Origin of the sequence: Tissierella creatinophila DSM 6911, assembly GCF_001940565.1 — a bacterium.
GTDB lineage: Bacteria > Bacillota > Clostridia > Tissierellales > Tissierellaceae > Tissierella_A > Tissierella_A creatinophila.
Genome location: NZ_LTDM01000053.1, coordinates 24,536 through 40,774, shown reverse-complemented (window position 1 = coordinate 40,774; position 16,239 = coordinate 24,536). Strand labels below are relative to the sequence as shown.

Below are 16,239 nucleotides of genomic sequence, written 5' to 3'. Positions count from 1 at the left end.
TAAAATTCAATTCATTGTCTGAGGAGTTAGAAAAAGAAATCTTGAGTTTGCAGAGGTACAAATGGAGAACTTACGAATCATGACATCAGATAAGATTTATACAAATATGGGGTTACTCGTTTCAGACCAATGTAGGCACTCTATAAAATTTGCAATATTCCAAGGCATTGATAAATTAGTATTTAAAGATAGAAAAGAATTCACAGGATCTTTATTTACTCAGCTTACAGATGTTTATAAGCTTATTGATTTTTATAACGGTACAAAAGAAAGTTTTCATGATTTAATAAGGACAGATAAAAGAGATTATCCAGAAGATGCTATGGGAATTGGAACTACCCATGCATTAAATACCATTAAAGAAATGATTAAGAATAATTTGAATTGACCTCTCAAGGCATGTTGAAGTAGTTTGCTTGATTGAAAAACAATAAAATATAGTGTGATATTAATAGTTTAAGCCATTGAGTGTGTAGATGACATTTGGTGGCTTTATGTTTTGAGTAGATATTTAATTGGGAGAAACCGAAGAAAGACAGGTCACTGTTAGTAAGATGATTCTAATAGTTTGATGAATTAGATAAGAAAATGTTATATAATAAGATAAAAGTAGGAGATAACTTTTGTCTGAAGATAATAAACATTAGGGAGGTTTAGTTTTGGATATAAATCAAAAAAACGAAAGGTGTTAAAGGAATATGCTATTTACAATACTAGAAGATTGAAGACTCCATCAGAAGGTGAAGTAGTAGGTGAATTGCCAATAATTAAAGAATAAATTTTCAAGACTAATTTTACCAAGGAATTTTCTACCACTGGTATATCATCTATTTATGAAATCATTATTATCCACTCAATAATTAATATAAATATATAGTTAGAAATATTAAGGAAGTGAGTATATATGTTTGTTTTAAAATGTAAATGCTGTGGGTTTCAGCAAGTTGTCAAAAAGAGAATTGATAGAGATACGTATGAGCAATTAATAAATAATGAAGGGTTGTATTGTGATAGAAAGATTTGTAATGGCAGAAATATCAAGAGATCAAAAGGATATCTTGCTGTATATGGAGTTTTTGGTGGTTGGACCGTTATTCGTCAAGCAACTTTGGAGGAATATAAAGCGATTAAGAGGGCACAAGAACTACGAGATTTAGGTATGGAAGATCTTTAAATGTATTGAAGTAATTTTTTCTTAAGTAACTTAGATTAAAGTGAGAAAGATTATTTTCCATCCAGTAGAAGTTACATTTGAGCGTGTTATTGAGGTTCTACAGAAAGCCTATTAATAATTTTGAAGGAGATAAAATGAAATGAGTAATGTAAAAGAGGTTTTAGATAAGCAAAGGTTATTTTATGAAACTGGCAAAACAAAAGAAATGAATTATCGAATTGAAAACCTTAAGTTACTATACAAAGCGATCCAAAAGTACGAAAATGAGATTATGGAAGCCCTGAAGTTAGACTTGAACAAAGCATTTTTTGAAGGATATGCAACTGAAATAGGGATGGTCCTAGAAGAAATAAGTTTTATGCTAAAATATATGGAAGGTCTTTTAAGAGTCAAAAAAGTGAGAACACCCTTAGCTCAATTCCCGTCAGTTAGTAAAATATACAAAGAACCATATGGCAATGTTCTGATTATTGCTCCATGGAACTATCCATTTCTTTTATCAATTTCTCCATTAGTAGGGGCAATTGCATGTGGTAATTGTGCGATTGTTAAACCCTCAAACGCAGCACGGGCTACATCATCATTGATAAAAAAAATTATAGCAAATACTTTTGATGAAGCTTATATTACGGTAATTGAAGGAGGAAGAGAAGCTAATCAATCTTTATTAGATAATAAATTTGATTTTATATTTTTTACAGGTAGTAAACATGTGGGTAAAATTGTAATGGAAAAAGCAGCACAGAATCTGACTCCAGTAGCACTTGAATTGGGTGGTAAAAGTCCTTGTATTATTGATAAAACAGCAGGTATAAAAATGGCTGGAAAACGAATTATATGGGGAAAAGGTATTAATGCTGGACAAACTTGTGTAGCCCCAGACTACTTATTGGTGCATAAAGATATAAAAGTAGAACTTATAAATGAACTTAAGAAAAATAGTGAAGTACTATTTGGAAGTAGACCAGAAGAAAACTTAGAATTTCCTAAAATAATTAATAAAAAGCATTTTAATAGATTAAATGGATTGATAGAAACAGGTGAAATTATATACGGAGGCAAAGCCAATGCAAAAACTAATCAGATTGGGTTAACATTAATGGATAATGTTGGTTGGGATGATCCAATTATGCAAGAAGAAATATTTGGACCTATATTGCCGATTATAGTTTATGAAGATTTAAATGAGATTATTTCCTTGATAAATAGGAGACCTAAACCATTGGCCTTGTATTTATTTACTAAATCTAAGGAAATTGAGAGGAAAATTATTGAGGAGGTATCTTATGGTGGAGGATGTATAAATGATACTATAGTACATTTAGCTACATCTTATATGGGGTTTGGTGGAGTTGGTGAAAGTGGCATGGGTAGCTATCACGGAAAAGCGAGTATAGATACATTTTCACATAGTAAGAGTGTTTTGAAAAAAAGTAATTTTATAGATATACCAGTACGTTATCCGCCTTATGGTAAAAAGTTAAATTTGTTAAAAAAGATTATGAAATAGTGTAAAGAAGGAGGTTAGTAAGATGAAGCTGCCAAAGGAAATTTTTTTTAGAGGGCTAAAATTTTATTTAGTATATATATTTATATTTGCAATTTTATTATTTGCAATTCAAAAGCCCATAGAAAAAAAACATATAGAAGCCCCTTCAAAAAATTACATGGACTTAGAGAGCCGAAAAAAGGATAGAGTTGCATTAATAGAATCGGCAGAAGATGCTTTATTAGTAAGATTAAATCTTATAGAAAGCGCCGAAGAAACCCTAGACATTTCCTACTACACTTTAATTGATGGAAAGTCTACTCAACTACTACTAGGAAGTGTTTTAGATGCAGCCGATAGGGGAGTAAAGGTAAGAATATTATTAGATGGAATTTTTCATAATCTAAAAGGAAATCTCAAAGATGCCATATATGGCTTTAAATTACACCCTAATATAGATCTCAAATTATATGAATCTTTTAATCTACTATCACCTTGGACTTGGAATAATAGGCTTCATGATAAACTTATTATATCGGATAAACGATTAGCCTTGATCGGAGGAAGAAATATAGGTGATAAGTATTTTTTAATAGAAATTATGAAAGAACAGTTTGTAAAAGATAGAGATGTTGTTCTTTTTAAAGAAGATTCTGCAGAGGATGTTCCAAGTACTGTAATGGATATGAAAAATTACTATAATAGTCTATGGAATTATAAACATTCCAATGAGCCAATTAAAAAAATTAAATCAAGACAAAAGAAAAAAGGAAACCTTTTTAATGAGAATTTGAGGTCTATATATAAAGAATTTAAAGGAGAGTATTTAAAAGAGATAAATGAAATAGATTGGTATGATTATACCTTAGAAACAGACAGCATAAAGTTTGTCTACAACCCAATTGGGAGACTCAATCAAGATCCTTGGTGCTTAAGAGAGTTAGTAAACCTAGCATCTCAAACAGAAAAATCCATATTTATCCAAAGTCCCTATATTATACCGTCTAGAAATATGAAATCTAAACTTAATAATTATGATATAGATCTAGAAAAGGTTAATATATTAACCAATTCACTATCGTCAAGCCCTAATCCTTTTGCTATAGCAGGATACTATAATAATAGAAAAGAAATGGTAGATAAAGTGGGGCAGATCTATGAATTTCAAGGACCAGAATCTATCCATAGTAAAACATATATATTTGATGATACTATTAGTGTGATAGGATCTTTTAATTTTGATGCAAGAAGTAGCTACATAAATAGTGAGTCTATGGTAGTCATTTCAAGTAAGGAATTTACACAACAGTTAAAGGAAAATGTTCAGGTAGATTTAAATAATAGTTTAATTGTAGATAAAGATTATTCTTATATATATGATGATAAGGTTCAGGAAGGTAAAGTTTCTGAATATAAAAAGATAATTGTCGGTTTTTTATCTAAAATTAGCTTTTTCTTACAATACCTTTTGTAAAGAAATGATTAGATTTTAAATTAAAGAATAGAGATAGGGTCAAATAATAACTACATTATTATAAATTCATTTCATTTTTATTCTATATCAAAACTAAATATAAAAAAGACAAGAAAATTTATTTTAAAATGTTTAAGCAAGTGAGTTATGGGTAGTAGGTAATTAAGTATCTAGGTTCACTTAATAAGAGAAATTTTTACTTAATATAGAATATAAATAAAAGGTCTTAAATGATATAATAGCTAGTACACCATTAAGACCTTTTTTAAATATGGGGATAAATATGGGGAGTGTGAATATGCAGATTTCTATTGTATGGATAAGAAACGATTTAAGATTTCACGACAATACAGCTCTAGTGCAAGCTATAAACGATGCACAAGAAAATGATAGATTAGTATTTGCTTTCTATTTAGATCCAAAACAATTTAAAATTGGAAGTAATAGCCACGATTATTTTTTTTCTTCCCTAAATAGTTTCTATAAAAATTGTTTAGAAAAAGGTATAAATATTTATTTCTTGTATGGAGATATTTTAAATTGTTTTGATGAATTACTTAATAACTTTAAAAATATAAAAAAAATATATTTTAATGTTGATGAGTATGGTTATGGAGAGATGAGGGATAAAAAGGTAACTAACTTTCTAAAAGAAAGAGATATCGAAGTTTTATCTTATCATGACCATTATCTACACTCGGCAAAAGATATAAGAAAAAATGATAATTCACATTATAAGATATTTACTCCTTATTATAATAAATGGAGAGAAGGATTTAAAGAGGAAGAGCTTGAGGTTGACTATGATAAACTAATGAAAATTATATTTAATGATTTTAAAGATAATGATGCTTTGGGAAAGGATAAGTTTTATGAGTTAATCGATAATATAAAAAGAGACTTTTCTCTATTTACAGGAGAAGAAAAAGCTAGAAAAGTTCTGAAAGATTTTTTAAACTTAAAACTATCAAAATATGATAATAACAGAGATTATCCTAGTATTGACGGGACAAGTCGTTTATCTTGTTTTTTAAGTACTGGACAAATTTCAATTAGAGAGGTATACAATAATATAATCAAGATGCCTCCTTCTAATGGAAAAGAAGTCTTTTTAAAGGAACTTGCATGGCGAGATTTTTATAATATGATATATCATTTCTATCCTAATCAGCATAATGAGGAAATAATTGAAAAATATAGAAATATTTCTTGGAGCTATGACGAGGAGAATTTTAAAAAGTGGAAAGAAGGGCATACTGGATTTCCAATAGTGGATGCTGCGATGAGACAACTTAAAGAAGAAGGATGGATGCACAATCGTCTTAGAATGATTGTGGCGTCTTTCTTAGTGAAAGACTTACTTATTGACTGGAGGATGGGTGAAAAATACTTTTCTGAAATGCTTATAGATTATGATAGTGCTTCTAATATTGGCGGATGGCAATGGGCTTCATCAGTAGGTCTTGATGCAGCACCTTATTTTAGAGTTTTTAATCCAACTACCCAAAGTCAAAAATTTGACCCAGAAGGCCAATTTATTAAAAAATATGTTAAAGAATTAATCAGTATTCCAAATACATATATACATGAGCCTTATAGATATATAAAACAACTAAATAACCAATATGGAATTGAGATAGAAAGATTATATCCCAAACCTATTGTAGACCATAAAATGCAAAGATTAAGGGCTATAGAAATGTTTAATATATAAGTCCTTGGGATAATTTGATGAAACTAAACTATCTAAATATCAAGCTAGAGTTATTGTAATAGAATTGTAAATCTCTCTTTATGCTTTCATGTTAGAATAGATAAGCATATATTATAAAAGGAGATGTGAAACACCATTATGAAAAAATCGCTTAATATTTTACTAATTACTTTATTTTTCTTGATATCATTAACAGCTTGCTCTAAACAGCCGGTAAACAAGAAAGAAGAATATAAAAAGACTTTAACATACTCAAATCTGACTGATTCTTTAAGTCAAGATGAGGTAAGAAAAGCTATGAAATTAGCTGGAATCACAAATGAAAGTATTGATTCTTTTTTTGAAGATGTTAATAGTTTTAATAGTACAATTGAAGAAAAAAGTTTGGTAGAAGATGGATTTATTACTATTGATAGTCTTGAACCTGAGTATGATTTACCTGCAATGCAGGAAATGTGGGATTCTAAAAACCTTGAGTTTATGGGCTATAATTGTAGAATTACATCATATGATTTGATGAAAGATTCGATTTCTATTGGTAAACCTGATACAAAAAATTCTAGTTGGCTCATCTTTGATGAGGATGCTTTAGAAAATAGTCCTAAAAAGCTTTTTAATGAAGATCAACTAGAAGAGTTTAAAACTTTATATTCTTTTATCCCTACAGAAAACACAAAAGATATATCCGTTCATGTCAAAAATATAAAAGAAGACTGGAAGAGTAAAGAGATAAAATTCCCTAATAAAGATAAGAAATCCATCATTTCTGTTTTCTTTCACGATGAAGAAGGTTATCTATTTATTGGGCATATGGGAGTTTTAATACCAACTGAAGATGGAAAACTTTTATTTATAGAGAAGCTAAGTTTTCAAGCACCTTATCAAGTGGTAAAGTTTGATAATCGTACTGATTTGAATGATTATCTGATGAATCAATATGATGTGTCCTGGGATCAACCAACTGCTAAGCCCTTTATTATGGAAAATGATGAACTTTTAGAAGGATATAGAGAAAATCCAAATAACTCTGAAAGTGATTCCAAATAATAATCAATATTTATAAATAATGAATATATGATATAATCAAGATAGAAGTTAAATATTAGTAAATTAATTCTTAAAATTTATTAAATAGTGGTGAAACTTTAGAAGAATAAAGAGCAGCAATTCATAAACAAGATATGGATTCAGCGGACAGACTTAGATCCATATGAAATAAAAAGGGTTACAATTTCGGTTCGAATACAAGGTTCTGTGATTTATAGAGAGAATATAGAACTTAAAAAATATATTATCAGAGGATGGAGAGTTAATGCTATTCATTCTCTATTATTTTGTGTTTTTTCATTGAAAAAGGGAAAGAAATATGCTAATATAGTTCAATAGTGAACTGTAATATAAACGAGGTGAATATAAATGGAAAGTGAAATCCTTAATAATAAAAACAGTCTTTTTTTAATATTTAATTGGAAGCTAAAAAAGGTATATGAAAAAATGTTTTATAGCTTAACAAAAGAATTTGAGCTGACACAAAATGAAATAGATGTGCTTTTATTTTTGTATAATAATAGTCCTCTTGACACTGCAAGGGATATAGCGAGATATCGTGCTATGTCAAAGTCTATGATATCAAAATCTGTAGATTCTTTATATAAAAGAGGTTTTTTATCATATGAGACAGATGAAACAGATAAAAGATGTATTCATCTAAAAATAAAACCAGTTGCTATTCCAATTGTAGAAAAATTATATGAAGTTCAAAAAGAGTTTTTTGATAGTCTTACTTATAATATCACTAAAGAAGAATATAAAACCATGGAAACAGTATTAAATAAAATGTATCAAAACATAATTGATCAACTTTAAGAATGAAAAGGAGATGGAAAAGATGGAAAATAAACAACAAAGTGAATTAGGGACTAAAAATATAACTAAATTACTTTTTAGTATGGCAATTCCTGCAATTGCAGCTCAGATTATCAACCTTTTGTACAATATGGTAGATAGAATGTATATTGGACATATTCCAGAAGTAGGCGCTACCGCCTTAACTGCAGTAGGTGTGACTATGCCAATCATTATGGTTATATCAGCATTTGCTGCTTTAGTTAGTATGGGTGGTGCGCCACGTGCTTCAATTATGATGGGAAAAGGAGATAAGGATACTGCCCAGAAAATACTTGGAAACTGTACAACTGCATTAGTATTTATTTCAATAACATTAACAGCTATAGTCCTTATATTTGGGGACAAAATGTTAATGGCCTTTGGTGCAAGTGAAAACACTATAAAATATGCATTGGATTATTTAAATATCTACGCTTTTGGAACACTATTTGTACAACTTGCTCTAGGTCTTAATGCATTTATTACTGCACAAGGATTTGCTAAAATAAGTATGCTTACAGTATTAGTTGGAGCAATATTAAACATTATACTAGATCCTATTTTTATTTTTGGATTTAAAATGGGAGTAAAAGGTGCAGCCCTAGCAACTATAATATCACAAGGAGTTTCTGCATTGTGGGTTATGAAGTTTCTTACGGGAGATAAGACTTTATTAAAAATTAAAAGAAAATATTTAAAGATAGATTTTAAAGTATTATTACCTTGTATTGCACTTGGATTAGCACCATTTATTATGCAATCAACAGAAAGCATTTTAGCTATAGCGTTTAATACATCTTTACTTAAATACGGTGGAGATTTAGCAGTTGGGTCAATGACAATTCTATCAAGTGTTATGCAATTTTCCATGCTCCCATTAGTTGGGTTAACACAGGGAGCTACCCCGATTATTAGTTTTAATTATGGAGCAGGTAATGGTGATAGAGTTAAAGACGCATTTTTATTATTACTTAAAATATCTTTAGCTTATTCAATAGGATTGTGGGCAATTACAATGATATGGCCTCAATTATTTGCTAAAATGTTTACAAAAGACATTGAGCTTATTAATATTACTATTAAAACACTGAGAATTTATATGGCTGCTTCTTTGTTATTTGGAATTCAAATCAGTTGTCAACAAACTTTTATTGCACTAGGAAATGCAAAGACATCTGTATTTTTAGCTATTTTACGTAAAATAATCCTTTTAATCCCACTAATATATATTTTACCTTTATTTTTGCAAAACAAGGTAAATGCAGTATTTTTAGCAGAGCCAATAGCAGATATTATTGCTGTTACAGTAACGGGTACACTATTTACTATTCAGTTTAAAGGCGTATTAAGGGAATTAGATTTAGAAAAGATTTAAAGCAAAGGAAGTGTTATTTATGAAAAGCGTGATTGTAAAAAAACCAGGAGGTTACGACCAACTTGAGGTTGTTGATATGGACATACCTAAATTAAAGGAAGGAGAACTACTTATAAAAGTATATTCTACCTCAGTTAACCGTACAGATATTATAACAAGAGAGGGAAAGGTAGGTTATCTTAAAAATCCTATTTTAGGAGTAGAAGTTTCAGGTATAGTTACTGAAAAATGTGGTGAAAGCTCTTTTTCTATAGGAGATAGGGTGATGGGATTAGTTAATGGTGGTGGTTATGCTGAATTCGCTATAATACAATCAGATAGAGCTATAAAAATTCCTGATTCTTTATCATTTGATGAAGCAGCTGCAATTCCAGAGGTGTTTTTAACTGCTTATCAGACATTGTTTTGGCTTGGTAAACTTAAAAAACATGAAACTGTTTTAATTCATGCAGCTGCAAGTGGTGTTGGAACAGCAGCAATTCAATTAGCAAGACATATTAGTGATGCAAAGATTATTGTTACTGCTGGATCTAAAAGAAAGCTAGATTTTTGTAGGGAGCTTGGAGCAGATGTTCTTATAAATTATAAAGAGCAGTCATTTGATGAAGAAGTTTTAAAAGCAACAAATGGTGAAGGTGTAGATGTAATTTTGGATTTTGTTGGAGCTGATTATTGGAATAAAAACTTAGCCAGTATTAAAAAAGAAGGAAGATGGGTTCTAATTGGTATACTAGGTGGAGCAGAAGTGGAAAAAGTAAATTTATTATCAATTATGTCAAAGTGTATTCAATTTACAGGAACTTTATTAACTCCAAGAAGTGATGAATATAAAGCGCTTTTAACAAAAGAGTTTTCTGAAAATATAATACCATACTTTGAAAATAAAAAAATAAAAGCTATTATTGATACTAAGTTTTCTTTAGAGGATATTGGAAAGGCGCATTTGCATATGGAAAGTAATAATAATATAGGAAAGATTATTATTAATGTGTGTGAGTAATAGATAATACAACTAGGGATATATCTCATTTGAGAAATATACAAAAAGCGAGAGCATCCGCCCCCGCTTTTAAAATTTTACAGAACTTATTAATTATAGCGTGCAACAGCTTCGGCAACCAGATCCCAAAACCTTGGAAGATCAATGCCGGTACCAACAGTGCAGTTGGCAGGTTGTTTCAAACAGTTGATGGTGTCACAAACTGTTCTGCCGTAGCAGGGGCCGCGGTTGATATCTACAACCACATTCATTTCCTGTGTTGTAAATAACTCAGGTGCCACGAGATAAGCAATACAGGTGACATCGTGCACAGGTCCTCCGTCAAGTCCAAAGGCAACTTTTTGAGAGTTTAGTGTAAAGCGCATGATGTCGGCAAACAAACTGCCAGCTTTGTTGCCAATGGATTCCATGCGTTCAATGATGTCAGGCGTACAAATGGTTTGGTTTGTCAAATCCAATCCCATCATAGTGAGTTTTACACCGCTTTGAAAGACAATGCTAGCAGCTTCGGGGTCGGCAAAAATATTAAATTCTGCTGATGGAGTGAAATTCCCGGTGCCGTAAGCGCCGCCCATAAGAACAATTTCCTGGATTTTTGGCAGAATTTGTGGCTCCATTCGCATCGCTGTTGCAATGTTTGTAAGCGGACCAATAGGAACAAGTGTAATATCCCCATCGCTTGCTAGTAGGGTTTCTATAAGATAATTTACCGCATGTTGAGACTGTATTTTGGTATGGAGTGGTTCAAAGACAGGTCCGTCAAGTCCTGATTCTCCATGCACATTGTCAGCGACAACTTGTTCACGCACCAGAGGAAGCGACATACCTTCATATACAGGGATCTCTAGTTCTAAATGCTCGCAGACATGCAGTGCGTTAACCGTTGTTTTGTTAAGGGTCTGGTTTCCGGCAACGGTGGTCAAAGCCAGCAGATCAATGGCGGGGTGATTGCCTGCGACCATAATGGCAATGGCGTCATCGTGACCAGGGTCACAGTCGATGATAATTTTTGTTTTTTTCATATTTTGCTCCTTTCAACATAAGTGGGTTTATGCTTTTGAGTATAAACCAAAAACATCTTGGTATGTTAGGAGAAATCTCCGAGTTTTGAGGTGATCATATTGAAACAAATTTTTGATAAAGAGGAAATCCGTCGTTGTCTTGCAGAATCGGATTTTGAAAGTTGCTTTTCATTTTCTATAAAAGAAGATGTCCGTCTGTATTTTGCAGATAAGGGGGACAATATTCTGAAAGAAGGAGAGAAATCCGATGGCTTTCTTTACTATATGGTTTCAGGGCGGGCAAAGTTGTTCTGCAGTCTGTCAAATGGGAAAACCTCTCTTTTGGATTTTTTACACAAGGACAGTTTTATCGGTGAGTTAGAACTTCTAAGTGTGCGGAAAACCACCATGGGAGTAAAAGCACTTTCCCCCTGCTTTTTGCTGGCAATGCCAATCGAGAAATATCGCAGTCGCCTATTATCTGATGCTTGCTTTCTGCAAATATTATGTATGACCCTAGCCAAAAAAGAGGAGAAGCGAATACATGCTATTTCAAGCACACAGGGGTTTCCCTTGGCAAACCGTCTTGCGCATTTTGTGCTTTTTGCTGCAATTGATGGAAGCTATACCGAACTCAACACCGATGCCAGCGCCTATTTGGGAGTATCCTATCGCCACTTGACTCAAGTACTTGGTGAATTTACACAATACGGCTATTTAAAAAGAGTGCAAGGTGGATATATCATCACAAATGAACAGGCGCTGAAACTGCTGGCCGATGAATTGAATGTGGAATAGATGTGGTTAAGCAAGCCTTTTAGCGACTCAAACTATAAAGATTAGTAGTGTAACTAAATTTCAAGCTATAAAAAAAGGACTGCATATCATAATTATGCAATCCTATTTTTTATCTAATACCAAATTAATTGTTTTTATAGTCTAAAAGTTGAAACATTTAATTGCAATTCTTCAGCTAACTTAGCTAAATCTTGTGATGAATTAGATACTTGTACCATGGCAGCAGCTTGTTCTTCAGATGCTGCACTTACTTCTTCACTAGATGCTGCTGTTTCTTCAGCAATTGATGCAATACTTTCCATAGCCTCATTTACAGATTGACTTCCTGAAACAATCTCCTGCACTTCAGCACTTACCTGCTGTACTTCACTAGTAATATCGTTGATATCATTAAAAATCATACCAAAATATTTTCCTGTTTCATTAACGGCTTTTACTCCTTCTAAAACTTCTTGAGTACTCACATCCATTACATCAACAATACTTTTTGTTTCACTTTGTATTCTAGAGATAAGCTCAGATATCTCTAAGGCAGAGACTGAAGATTGTTCTGCCAGTTTTCTGATTTCTTCTGCTACTACTGCAAAACCCCTTCCATCTTCTCCAGCACGGGCTGCTTCAATTGCTGCATTTAATGCCAATAGATTAGTTTGATCAGCAATACCTTGTATAACTTCTACTATTTCACCAATTTTAATAGATTCATTTCCTAATACTCTAACAACATCTGCAGACTCTTCTGTTACACGTTTTATTCGTTCAATTTTTTCCATCGCCTTTTTTGATTCATTTAGCCCACTAGTTGACTTTTCGGACACGTTTTGACTTGATATAGACACTGAGTTTGCATTCTCAGCGACATTTTGAATGCTTAATGCCATTTCACCAACAATCCTGCTAGCTTCGGTAGAATCCATGGCTTGTTTACTTGCTCCTATGGCTAGTTGATTAATGGTACTTGCGACTTCTTCAGTTGCAGCAGTAGTTTCTTCAGAAGAAGCAGAGAGCTCTTGACTAGAAGCTGCAACCTGTTGAGACGCATCCAATACATTACTTATTACAGATCTCAAGCCTTCGGTCATAGTATTAAATGATGTGGCCAACTCTCCTATTTCATCATTATTTTTTATTAACAAGGGCTTAACTGATAAATCTCCATCTGCTATCCTTTTGGCAGTATTTGACATTTGGGCTATAGGTATGGCAATTACTCTAGAGAGAGAAAATGCAATTCCAATTCCTCCTAATATACTAAGGAAAAGAAGTAATATAGATGATTTTGTAGTTCTAGCAAATACTTTATCAACATTATTATAAGCTTGTAGTGCTTGCTTGTCTTTTAAATTAACAAGTGCCTCAATTTCTACTTCTATTTTATCAGAAATAATACGATTGTTTATGGCTTGAGTATAGGCTTGTGTATCATCTCCTCTTGAAACTATATCGATAATCTTTTCTTCATTGGGCTTTAGCTCTTCCCATAGTATTGATATTTCATCAAATTTTTCTCTAGCTTCATCTACAACTATTGTCTTATTGAAGTCTTCTAAACTTTGTTCGAACTGTTCAAATAACAACTTCATATTATCAGCGTGCCTTACTTCTTCTGCATCAGTTGTCGATAAAATCATATTGTTTCTAGCACGTCCTAAAGAGATTAGATTAACTTGTGTATCCTTTATGTACTCAATACCTTTAAGATGCATATTGTATAATGTATTTACATCATCATTAATCTTTGCAAGGTTATAGATACTAAATCCACTAAGAATAGCAATTAGAATGATTAAACTACTAAATCCAAGCAATAATTTTTTTCTTACTGTTAACTTCATAAATACTCCTCCTTTTAAAATTTCTTAATACAGGTCTTTCCCGTTTATTTCAAGCTTCTTATCATATACATATTAGTTGAATGACAACCTTATGTCAAGTTTTAACATAAGGTTTTAAAGACCAGATAAATGAAAAGAGTTATCTCAATACAACAATTAGTATAATAAATATTTAGAAAAAGTACGTAAATACCAGGATATGAATTTACGCTAAGGATAATAGTAGAATAGACATAGACAAATGTGGCTTTATTTGCTATATTGGAACTACATTAAACTACAAGACAAGGGAGGAAAAGAGAAAAAAATGAGTAAGAAGAAAATTAACCTTATAGGATTTATACTTTTTTTTATTTTGGGGGTTTTTATTGGTCTATTAAGACCATTTCAGCCTGAATTAAGCTCACAGGGTAACTTTATTCTAATGATGCTTATAATAACAATTGGGCTTTGGATTTTTAAACCTAGAGAGATTCCATTTTCAATTAGTAGTGGTTTATTTATGGCTTCTTTATTAGCTTTGAAAGTACCTGCTAATATTGTTTTTGCCGGTTTTTCAGGAAACGCTGTATGGACCTTGATATCAGCTTTATTTTTTGGTTTTGTACTGGCTAAAACAGGTTTAGGTAAACGTATTGCCTACTTTGGTATTAAGAATACCAGACTATCCTATGCAGGCCTTTTAACCATGTGGGCTATAATAGGTGTAGTTCTTTCAATATTAACACCTTCCATTACGGTTAGAGTTGTAATTGTTATACCTATCGCCTTAAACTGTGTTAATATTTGCAAACTACCTAAAGGATCCAAAGGCAGATCATTGGTACTGCTCACAGCCTGGGCTATGGCTCTTATTCCTGGAACAGGGTGGTTAACAGGATCATTGGTTGGGCCTATACTTTCAGGGTTTTTTGCATCTACCCCAGGACTTGGGGCAATTGAATTTAGTGATTGGGCAAAAGTATCCCTACTACCAATGACTATAATCAGTTTTCTTACAGTTGTAGGTGGTTACATAGTACTAAGACCTTCCGAGCCTCTTAATTTATCTAGAGATGTTTTTATTGAAGAATATAAAAAATTGGGAGCAATGAGCAACGAGGAGAAAATTACTGTAGCTATACTAGTTGGTACTTTTACCATGTTTGTTACTAATTCCTGGCATGGCATTCCTGATGCTGCAACATGCCTTACTGCCTGGTTTTTATTATCACTAGCTGGAATTATCAAAGGTAATGAAGTAAGCACAGGAATAAACTGGGATTTAGTTATTTTTGTTGGTACTGGTATGGGTTTTGGTGCAATTTTTGAATATTCCGGAGTATCAAAATGGATGTCTTCAATTCTAGTAGATGCACTTAAACCAATAGCTGGTAGCCCGTGGGTATTTGTTTATGTTGTATTGATACTAATGTTCATTTGGAGATTTGTTGATATTGCTGTATTTGTTCCTACTAAGGCAATTATAGTAGCTATTCTTCCTCAGGTTTCAGAAGCTTATGGGATTCATCCTTTAGTTTGGGTACCTCTTTTATGTATTGCTGTGAATTCTTTTTTTCTTAGCTATCAGAATATGTTTGCTCTAGTTGCAGAAGCAAATATGGCAGGAGAAGGTTGGACACCTAAGCATTTAGCCCAATATGGAACAGTCTACTTTGTGGCAAGTATGATCACTATGCTTGTTGCGATCCCATATTGGATTTCAATTGGTATGTTTGGATAAAGAAAACTTACTTCAAATGGAGTCAACTCTCCAACTGAAGTAAGTTTTTTTATCAAAATATTATGTTATAATGTCAATAACTATATTGACAGAAATGTCCAAATTATATAGACTTATCTTTATACAAAGAGGAGTATTGATGACTGTTTTGTTCCCCTAGATAATAAGTTTAGGGAATATTTTTTAAGGAGGACTACTACTAATGGATAAGGCAAGAATTGAAAAGGCTGTTAGAGAAATACTTTATGCAATAGGTGAAGATCCAGATAGGGAAGGATTATTAGATACACCAAACAGGGTGGCAAGAATGTATGAAGAAATTTTTTCAGGACTAAATGAGGATCCAAAAAAACATTTAGAAGTATATTTCCAAGAAGAACAATATGAGGAATTAGTTTTAATTAAGGATATTCCATTTCATTCCGTTTGTGAGCATCATTTGGTACCTTTTTTTGGTAAAGCCCATATAGGATATTTACCTAAGGAAGGTAGATTAACAGGACTTAGCAAATTAGCTAGAGTAGTAGATTCTGTTTCCAAAAAGCCTCAACTTCAAGAGAGACTTACAGCTACTATAGCCAATGTAATAACAGAAAAGCTTGATCCTTATGGAGTTATTGTGGTTATAGAAGCTGAACATATGTGTATGACAATGAGAGGCGTTAAAAAGCCAGGTTCTAAGACTATAACTTCTGCTATAAGAGGAGTGTTTACATCTGATTCTAAATCTAGAGCAGAAGTATTATCAATGATAAACAAATAATCATAG

General features: G+C 32.1%; 14 protein-coding genes. 12 read left to right on the top strand and 2 right to left on the bottom strand.

Annotated features, from left to right (window positions below; translation table 11 throughout):
- Positions 1–61 precede the first annotated feature (61 nt).
- The 9 genes from TICRE_RS10220 to TICRE_RS10180 all read left to right on the top strand — a co-directional run bounded on the left by TICRE_RS10220 (position 62) and on the right by TICRE_RS10180 (position 10,113).
- The gene (locus TICRE_RS10220) at positions 62–388 is read left to right on the top strand and encodes a hypothetical protein (protein ID WP_143583147.1); all 327 of its coding nucleotides are present in this window, start codon (positions 62–64) and stop codon (positions 386–388) included.
- A gap of 516 nt (positions 389–904) precedes the next feature.
- A complete protein-coding gene (locus TICRE_RS10215; RefSeq protein WP_075727741.1) occupies positions 905–1,174 on the top strand; it encodes a hypothetical protein in 270 nt (89 codons plus the stop codon).
- Positions 1,175–1,313: 139 nt separating this feature from the next.
- Positions 1,314–2,684 carry an aldehyde dehydrogenase gene (locus TICRE_RS10210; RefSeq protein ID WP_075727739.1) on the top strand — a complete coding sequence of 457 codons (1,371 nt, stop codon included), beginning with the start codon at positions 1,314–1,316 and terminating at the stop codon, positions 2,682–2,684.
- A gap of 22 nt (positions 2,685–2,706) precedes the next feature.
- Positions 2,707–4,137 (top strand): phospholipase D-like domain-containing protein, encoded by a 1,431-nt coding sequence (locus tag TICRE_RS10205; RefSeq protein ID WP_075727737.1) that lies wholly within the window; start codon positions 2,707–2,709, stop codon positions 4,135–4,137.
- Positions 4,138–4,435: 298 nt separating this feature from the next.
- The gene (locus TICRE_RS10200; protein ID WP_075727735.1) at positions 4,436–5,851 is read left to right on the top strand and encodes a cryptochrome/photolyase family protein; all 1,416 of its coding nucleotides are present in this window, start codon (positions 4,436–4,438) and stop codon (positions 5,849–5,851) included.
- Positions 5,852–5,989: 138 nt separating this feature from the next.
- On the top strand, positions 5,990–6,898 hold the full coding sequence (locus TICRE_RS10195; RefSeq protein ID WP_075727733.1) for a DUF4300 family protein: 909 nt from the start codon (positions 5,990–5,992) through the stop codon (positions 6,896–6,898).
- Between the two features lie 369 nt (positions 6,899–7,267).
- Entirely contained in the window at positions 7,268–7,717 is a 450-nt protein-coding gene (locus tag TICRE_RS10190; protein ID WP_075727731.1) for a MarR family winged helix-turn-helix transcriptional regulator, read from the top strand.
- A gap of 22 nt (positions 7,718–7,739) precedes the next feature.
- Complete coding sequence (locus TICRE_RS10185; protein ID WP_075727729.1) at positions 7,740–9,113, top strand: MATE family efflux transporter; 1,374 nt, start codon at positions 7,740–7,742, stop codon at positions 9,111–9,113.
- Positions 9,114–9,132: 19 nt separating this feature from the next.
- Complete coding sequence (locus TICRE_RS10180) at positions 9,133–10,113, top strand: NAD(P)H-quinone oxidoreductase (RefSeq protein WP_075727727.1); 981 nt, start codon at positions 9,133–9,135, stop codon at positions 10,111–10,113.
- Between the two features lie 89 nt (positions 10,114–10,202).
- On the opposite strand, the gene rihB is transcribed toward TICRE_RS10180, so the two are convergent.
- Positions 10,203–11,135 carry a ribosylpyrimidine nucleosidase gene (gene rihB / locus TICRE_RS10175; RefSeq protein WP_075727725.1) on the bottom strand — a complete coding sequence of 311 codons (933 nt, stop codon included), beginning with the start codon at positions 11,133–11,135 and terminating at the stop codon, positions 10,203–10,205.
- Positions 11,136–11,234: 99 nt separating this feature from the next.
- Between rihB and yeiL the strand changes: the two genes are divergently transcribed.
- Positions 11,235–11,912 (top strand): transcriptional regulator YeiL, encoded by a 678-nt coding sequence (gene yeiL, locus TICRE_RS10170; RefSeq protein ID WP_075727723.1) that lies wholly within the window; start codon positions 11,235–11,237, stop codon positions 11,910–11,912.
- A gap of 134 nt (positions 11,913–12,046) precedes the next feature.
- Here the strand turns inward: yeiL and TICRE_RS10165 are convergent, their stop codons facing one another.
- Complete coding sequence (locus tag TICRE_RS10165; protein ID WP_075727721.1) at positions 12,047–13,747, bottom strand: methyl-accepting chemotaxis protein; 1,701 nt, start codon at positions 13,745–13,747, stop codon at positions 12,047–12,049.
- A 307-nt stretch (positions 13,748–14,054) separates the two neighbouring features.
- On the opposite strand from TICRE_RS10165, the gene TICRE_RS10160 reads away from it, so the two are divergent.
- Both TICRE_RS10160 and folE read left to right on the top strand, forming a co-directional pair.
- Positions 14,055–15,470: an SLC13 family permease gene (locus TICRE_RS10160; RefSeq protein WP_075727893.1), complete on the top strand. Its 1,416-nt coding sequence runs from the start codon at positions 14,055–14,057 to the stop codon at positions 15,468–15,470.
- Positions 15,471–15,672: 202 nt separating this feature from the next.
- Positions 15,673–16,233, top strand: a complete 561-nt coding sequence (gene folE / locus TICRE_RS10155; protein ID WP_075727719.1) for a GTP cyclohydrolase I FolE — start codon at positions 15,673–15,675, stop codon at positions 16,231–16,233.
- Positions 16,234–16,239 lie beyond the last annotated feature (6 nt).

Bases quoted from the DNA above. Each gene is read 5' to 3' on its own strand.
- TICRE_RS10220 (WP_143583147.1), top strand. From the start codon at position 62: ATGGAGAACTTACGAATCATGACATCAGATAAGATTTATACAAATATG.
- TICRE_RS10215 (WP_075727741.1), top strand. From the start codon at position 905: ATGTTTGTTTTAAAATGTAAATGCTGTGGGTTTCAGCAAGTTGTCAAA.
- TICRE_RS10210 (WP_075727739.1), top strand. From the start codon at position 1,314: ATGAGTAATGTAAAAGAGGTTTTAGATAAGCAAAGGTTATTTTATGAA.
- TICRE_RS10205 (WP_075727737.1), top strand. From the start codon at position 2,707: ATGAAGCTGCCAAAGGAAATTTTTTTTAGAGGGCTAAAATTTTATTTA.
- TICRE_RS10200 (WP_075727735.1), top strand. From the start codon at position 4,436: ATGCAGATTTCTATTGTATGGATAAGAAACGATTTAAGATTTCACGAC.
- TICRE_RS10195 (WP_075727733.1), top strand. From the start codon at position 5,990: ATGAAAAAATCGCTTAATATTTTACTAATTACTTTATTTTTCTTGATA.
- TICRE_RS10190 (WP_075727731.1), top strand. From the start codon at position 7,268: ATGGAAAGTGAAATCCTTAATAATAAAAACAGTCTTTTTTTAATATTT.
- TICRE_RS10185 (WP_075727729.1), top strand. From the start codon at position 7,740: ATGGAAAATAAACAACAAAGTGAATTAGGGACTAAAAATATAACTAAA.
- TICRE_RS10180 (WP_075727727.1), top strand. From the start codon at position 9,133: ATGAAAAGCGTGATTGTAAAAAAACCAGGAGGTTACGACCAACTTGAG.
- rihB (WP_075727725.1), bottom strand. From the start codon at position 11,135: ATGAAAAAAACAAAAATTATCATCGACTGTGACCCTGGTCACGATGAC.
- TICRE_RS10165 (WP_075727721.1), bottom strand. From the start codon at position 13,747: ATGAAGTTAACAGTAAGAAAAAAATTATTGCTTGGATTTAGTAGTTTA.
- TICRE_RS10160 (WP_075727893.1), top strand. From the start codon at position 14,055: ATGAGTAAGAAGAAAATTAACCTTATAGGATTTATACTTTTTTTTATT.
- folE (WP_075727719.1), top strand. From the start codon at position 15,673: ATGGATAAGGCAAGAATTGAAAAGGCTGTTAGAGAAATACTTTATGCA.